Source organism: Massilia oculi (assembly GCF_017582745.1).
GTDB lineage: Bacteria > Pseudomonadota > Gammaproteobacteria > Burkholderiales > Burkholderiaceae_D > Telluria > Telluria oculi_A.
Genome location: NZ_JAFVIM010000056.1, coordinates 1 through 5390, shown reverse-complemented (window position 1 = coordinate 5390; position 5390 = coordinate 1). Strand labels below are relative to the sequence as shown.

The 5390-nt window shown below is 60.2% G+C and carries 4 protein-coding genes and 1 rRNA gene; 1 reads left to right on the top strand and 4 read right to left on the bottom strand.

Translation table 11 applies throughout. The features are described 5' to 3' along the window. Positions 1-383: 383 nt before the first annotated feature. Both J3U95_RS27820 and J3U95_RS27815 read right to left on the bottom strand, forming a co-directional pair. Positions 384-1304: an AraC family transcriptional regulator gene (locus tag J3U95_RS27820; RefSeq protein ID WP_208281711.1), complete on the bottom strand. Its 921-nt coding sequence runs from the start codon at positions 1302-1304 to the stop codon at positions 384-386. Continuing rightward, positions 1288-2718, bottom strand: coding sequence for an aldehyde dehydrogenase family protein (locus tag J3U95_RS27815; RefSeq protein ID WP_208281710.1), 1431 nt, complete (start codon positions 2716-2718; stop codon positions 1288-1290). Before J3U95_RS27815 ends, J3U95_RS27820 begins: the two co-directional genes overlap by 17 nt. A 241-nt stretch (positions 2719-2959) precedes the next feature. On the opposite strand from J3U95_RS27815, the gene J3U95_RS27810 reads away from it, so the two are divergent. Next, on the top strand, positions 2960-3418 hold the full coding sequence (locus J3U95_RS27810) for a MarR family winged helix-turn-helix transcriptional regulator (protein WP_208281709.1): 459 nt from the start codon (positions 2960-2962) through the stop codon (positions 3416-3418). A 23-nt stretch (positions 3419-3441) separates the two neighbouring features. Here the strand turns inward: J3U95_RS27810 and J3U95_RS27805 are convergent, their stop codons facing one another. Further along, on the bottom strand, positions 3442-5019 hold the full coding sequence (locus J3U95_RS27805; protein ID WP_208281708.1) for a methyl-accepting chemotaxis protein: 1578 nt from the start codon (positions 5017-5019) through the stop codon (positions 3442-3444). A 256-nt stretch (positions 5020-5275) separates the two neighbouring features. After that, a 5S ribosomal RNA gene (gene rrf, locus J3U95_RS27800) occupies positions 5276-5388 on the bottom strand. Positions 5389-5390: the final 2 nt, after the last annotated feature.

Genomic DNA, 5390 nt, shown 5'->3' with positions numbered 1-5390 from the left:
CTTCATTGCTGAAGCAACGTTTAATACTTTGTGCGAACATTTGATATTTTAAGTATGCAGCTGAACAAGTCAGCTGGCACCTTCATCAAACGCCCACACTTATCGACTGTTAATTTTTAAAGAACTTCATTCGGTACTGCATCATCTGCTGTTGCTTCGAATCGTTTTGTTCGTCAGCAGCAGAGGAAAGAGAGTATGAAGTGTTTTTCGTTTTTCGTCAACCCCTCATTTCGCTTCGTCTCAGATTTCTCTGCCGATCTTGCCACCGTAACCACTTGATTACGATAACATTTTTCGGTCGGTGCCGAAGCGGAGGCGAACTATAGCAAAGCCCTGCCCGCTCGCGCAAGTGCTCAGCAATAATATTGTTCTGCAGCGGCAAATCAGGGTGACGGCGCAACGCCGCGCAGCTGTTCCGCGTCCTGCAACGGCGACGCGCCGAACAGGCGGCGGTACTCGCGGCTGAACTGCGATGGACTTTCATACCCCACCTGGAAAGCCACATTCGCGGCCTCTAGACCGCCGCTCATCAAGAGCTTGCGCGCCTCCAGCAGCCGCACCTGCTTCTGGTATTGGAGCGGACTCATGATTGTCGCCGCCTTGAAGCGGCGATGAAGAACCGACGGGCTCAAGTGCACGGCCTCGGCCAGCTCCGCGATTTTCAAAGGTGCGTCGTAATGCTCGCGGATCCAGCTGATCGCCTTGTTCACGGCAAACTCACGGTGGCTTCCCATCAATCCCTGCGTCAGGGTGGGCCCGCCCGGCCCAGTCACCAGGTGATACACGATTTCCTGCTTGAGCAGACGCGCGAGCACGGGCAGATCCGTCGGCCGGTCGAGCAGTCTCAACAAGCGCTCGAATGCTTCCAGCAAGGCCGCGCCCGCGATCTCGACGCTGACGAGCGGCGGGTCGTTCCCCTGGGACGGCATCGGGACCTGCATCTCGAGCAGGAAGGAGGCAAGCTCCTTGGGATCGAGATCGACCCGGATGCCGTAATAGGGTTCCGCTTCGCTGGCGCGCACGACCTGGCCCGAGACGGGAATCGTCATGCCCGCCTGCACGTAGCAGCCGGCGCCGTAGCGCAGTACGCGCTCACCGACCAGCATCTGCTTCTCGCCCTGCAGCATCAGGCACATCGACGGTTCCAGCATCCCGCGACCGATCGCCGTCGGCCCCCGGCGCCGGATCAGCCCCAGCCAGGGCAGTGCCGTCGACAGGTCATCGATGCCGTCCGCCCCGGCGAAGCCGCGGCTGACCATCTCCAGCAACTGCCCAAGCAACGCGCGCTCAGAGCGATTGCTCATGGCCAAGCAGGGTCTTTGGCTCGAGATATTCCTCCAGCCCAAAAATGCCGAATTCACGCCCCAGCCCCGACTGCCTGAACCCGCCGAACGGCGCCATCGGCTCATCGTATAGCCCATTGATGAAGACCCGGCCCGCCTGGATGCGACGCGCGACACGGTTCGCACGCGCCACGTCTCCCGAGAACACATAGGCATGCAAGCCGTAGATCGTGTCGTTTGCGATCGCGATGGCATCTTCCTCATCGTCATAGGCAATCACGGACAGCACGGGCCCGAAGATCTCTTCCTTTGCGATGGTCATGTCGTTGCGGACATTACTGAAAACCGTAGGCCGCACGAAATAGCCGCGCTCCAAGCCCTCGGGCAAGCCCGTGCCGCCCAGCAGCAAGGTGGCGCCCTCCTCGATACCCTTGCGGATATAGGCTTGCACCCGTTGATACTGGGTGGAACTGACCATCGGTCCGATCCGGGTCGCCGGATCGCGCGGATCGCCCACTTTCAACGCGCGGAACGCAGCAACGATGCCCTGCTCGACTTCCGCCAATCGTGCGCGCGGCACCAGCAGGCGCGTGCCCGCCAGGCAGGCCTGGCCGCTGTTCATGGTTGCGGCCGCCGCAATGAAGGGCATGGCCTTGTCGAAGTCGGCGTCGTCGAGCAAGATCGTGGGCGACTTGCCGCCCAGTTCCAGCGTGACGCGCTTGAGCGTATCGGCGGAACCGCGCACGATCGACTTGCCGACCGCGGTGGAACCAGTGAACGAAATCTTCGCGATCCCCGGGTGGCGCACGAAGGCGGCGCCGACGACGTCGCCACGTCCGGTCAGGATGTTGAACAGGCCGGCCGGCACCTCGGCCCGGTGTAGCACGCGGGTCAGCAGTTCAGTCTGCCGCGCGCTCAGTTCGCTCGGCTTGATCACGGCCGTACTGCCGGCGGCGATGGCCATCGCGAGTTTGCTGCAGATCATGCCGTAATTCGCATTCCAGGGCGTGATCAGGCCAACGACACCGAGTGGCTCCATGCGCACCCGCGCGCTGGCGACCTGGCGTTCGAACGGGTAATCGGCCAGCAACGTGCGCGCCTGGTCGAACGAGGCGGCGGCCCGCTTGGAGGTGGCGACGGAAATACCGTGCGGCCCACCGTATTCCTCGATCATCGTCGCGATCAATTCTTCTTCGGCGGCGGCCACTACCTCGTGCAGGCGGGCGAGCCAACTCATGCGCTGTTCGCGCGACGAACCGGCAAGCTCGTGATAAGCATCGGTTGCCGCGGCGATCGCGTTTTCCGCGTCGACCTCATCAGCCAGGGTCACTTGCGTCGCTTCCTGCTCGGTGACAGGGTCGACCAGGGTGAAGCGCTCGGTGCCATGCGGAGTGACGAATTGTCCCTTGATATAAATAGTGTCGATCGATTTCATGGGTGCTCCATTCAATACAATGTTCATTCATCATAGAAGTCTGGGTGAGTCGAGAGGTAGATGGTTCCTCGCATCCTCTTGCCTGATCCTGTCATTCGGGCGAGGATTCGACAATTCGACGTATTGCAGAGATGACGATATGTGAGCGCCTACACACACGGCATCGGTGATGCTTTGGCACGGCGCCCATTTTCGCAGATAATCGCTTGCAATTATCTAGTGTGCGACCTATATTGGAAGCATGAACACGAACACCCCTACCTCCCCTGCGACGCCCATGCTCGACGAGCAACTGTGCTTCGCCCTGTACTCGACCTCATTGGCAATGATGCGGGTCTATCGCGGCCTGCTGCCCAAGCTCGGGCTCACCTATCCGCAATATCTCGTGATGATGGTTTTGTGGGAACAAGATCAGCTGACCGTGTCCGACATCGGCGAACGTCTGTTCCTGGATTCGGCGACCTTGACGCCCTTGCTCAAGCGTATGGAAGCCCAGGGACTGGTGCAGCGTAACCGTGCGCGCAGCGACGAACGCCAGGTGATCATCAGCCTGACCGACGAGGGCAACGCCTTGAGGAAGGAAGCCGCCAGCGTGATGCCGGCGGTATTGTGTGCGACCCAGTGCTCGGTCGACGAAGCCGCAGCCTTGCGCGACCAGTTGGTGAACCTGCGCAAAAGCCTGAACGACAGCGCCGACTGAGCGGCGCCTGATAGATCAGCAGATCAGCCCGCGATCCGCAGCGGGCTGCCCTCGGTACCGATGCGGAACACGCGCACGGTGCGCAGCAGCACCGCTGCCTGTTCCTTGAGAGCCGCGGCCGACGCGGCCGCCTGCTCGACCAACGCAGCGTTCTGCTGGGTTGCTTCGTCCATTTGACCCACCGCATGGTTCACTTGCTGGATACCGGCATGCTGGGCTTCGCTTGCGGTAGTGATTTCAGCGATGATGCCGCTGACTTCCTTCACGCTGGTCACGATGTCGTGCATCGTGGCGCCGGCCTGCTCCACCAGCTTCGAACCCGCGTCGACCTTGGCGGCCGATTCCCCGATCAATGCAGAGATCTCCTTGGCCGCAGTGGCTGAACGCTGCGCCAGGTTGCGCACTTCGCTCGCCACGACGGCAAAGCCACGCCCCTGCTCCCCGGCACGCGCCGCTTCGACCGCCGCATTCAGTGCCAGGATGTTGGTCTGGAAGGCGATCGCGTCGATCACGCTGGTGATGTCCGATATCTTGCGGGCCGAGGCATTGATGTCCTGCATGGTGTTGACCACTGCGGAGACGACGGTGCCGCCCTTGCTTGCGACCACGCTGGCCGATGCGGCGAGCGTATTGGCGTGACGGGCGTAGGCGGTATTCTGTTCGACGACTGCGGTCAGCTCCTTCATCGAATCGGCCGTGCGGCCCAACGAGTTCGCCTGTTCTTCGGTACGCATCGACAGATCGTCGTTGCCGGCGCTGATCTCGCTGGAAGCGGTCGCGATCATGTCGGTGCCGCCGCGGACTTGCGCAACGATGTTCTGCAGGCTGGCCTGCATTTCGCGGATGGCATGCATGACGCTGGCATCGTCATCGGGACGGACGGCGACGTCGACGGTCAGGTCGCCTGAAGCGATGGCCGAAGCGATGCGGTTGACTTCGATCGGCTCGCCGCCCAGCTGGCCCAACAGGTGCGCCGTGATCGCGCTGCCGACCAGCACGCTGAGGGCGACTGCCGCGAGCGTGACCACGATGATCGTGGTCTTGGCGGAACCGATGGATTCCTGCGCGTGAGCCGTTCCCTCTACGACATGTTGCTGCACGGCGGTGATAACACGATCGATATCGAGCACGTTCTGACGGCGCAACGGACTGCATTCGTTGACCAGGAAAGTGCCGTACTCGGTCATCTCTCCTGCATCGCGGTAGCGGCGTGGGCGATTCAGCTCTTGCGCCATCTGCAGCAGCCCATCGCGCATCTTTGCGAAGTCAGCATTACCCACAAACAGTGGCTCCAAGGCTTGCAGTTCGGCGAGATACCGGGCCTTGTGTTCGTCCAGGAGGTCGAGTTCACGCCGCGCGTCGGTAACGTCCGGGAAAATATAGGCATTGCGGGCGGCAAGGCCAGTCTGGGCAAGCGATTCGCGCAGCTCATACAAGCGCTCTAGCTGGGTAGTGCGCACGACGTTTTGTGCGGCGAGTTCGTCACCGACATTCCCTAATTCACGCCACGCAAAGATGGCCAGCACGATGATCAGGATCCCGACCAGGCCGAACCCAAGGCCAAGCTTGGCTCGCGTGCTAAGTGCAGAAAGTGATCGCATAAAATTCTTTTTAAAAGTGATGAGGCAAACGAAGTCCCTGTCGGCTTGATGTGCCAACAAGAACAAATAATTGGGTAACAAAGAATTATAGAAAACTATCTGCCGCGCACGATTGATTCTGGACAGAAAGCAAAGTTATTTGTACGCAATGCGCTTTATGTCAAAGCGATTTGGTGCTTGAACAACGGTGCGCAATTCGAACGCAGAAAGCAAAAAACCCCACCATGATCACATGGTGGGGTTTTTCTTATAACTAGCCTGACGATAACCTACTTTCACACTGGTTGCAGCACTATCATCGGCGCAAAGTCGTTTCACGGTCCTGTTCGGGATGGGAAGGGGTGGGACCGACTTGCTATGGTCATCAGGCA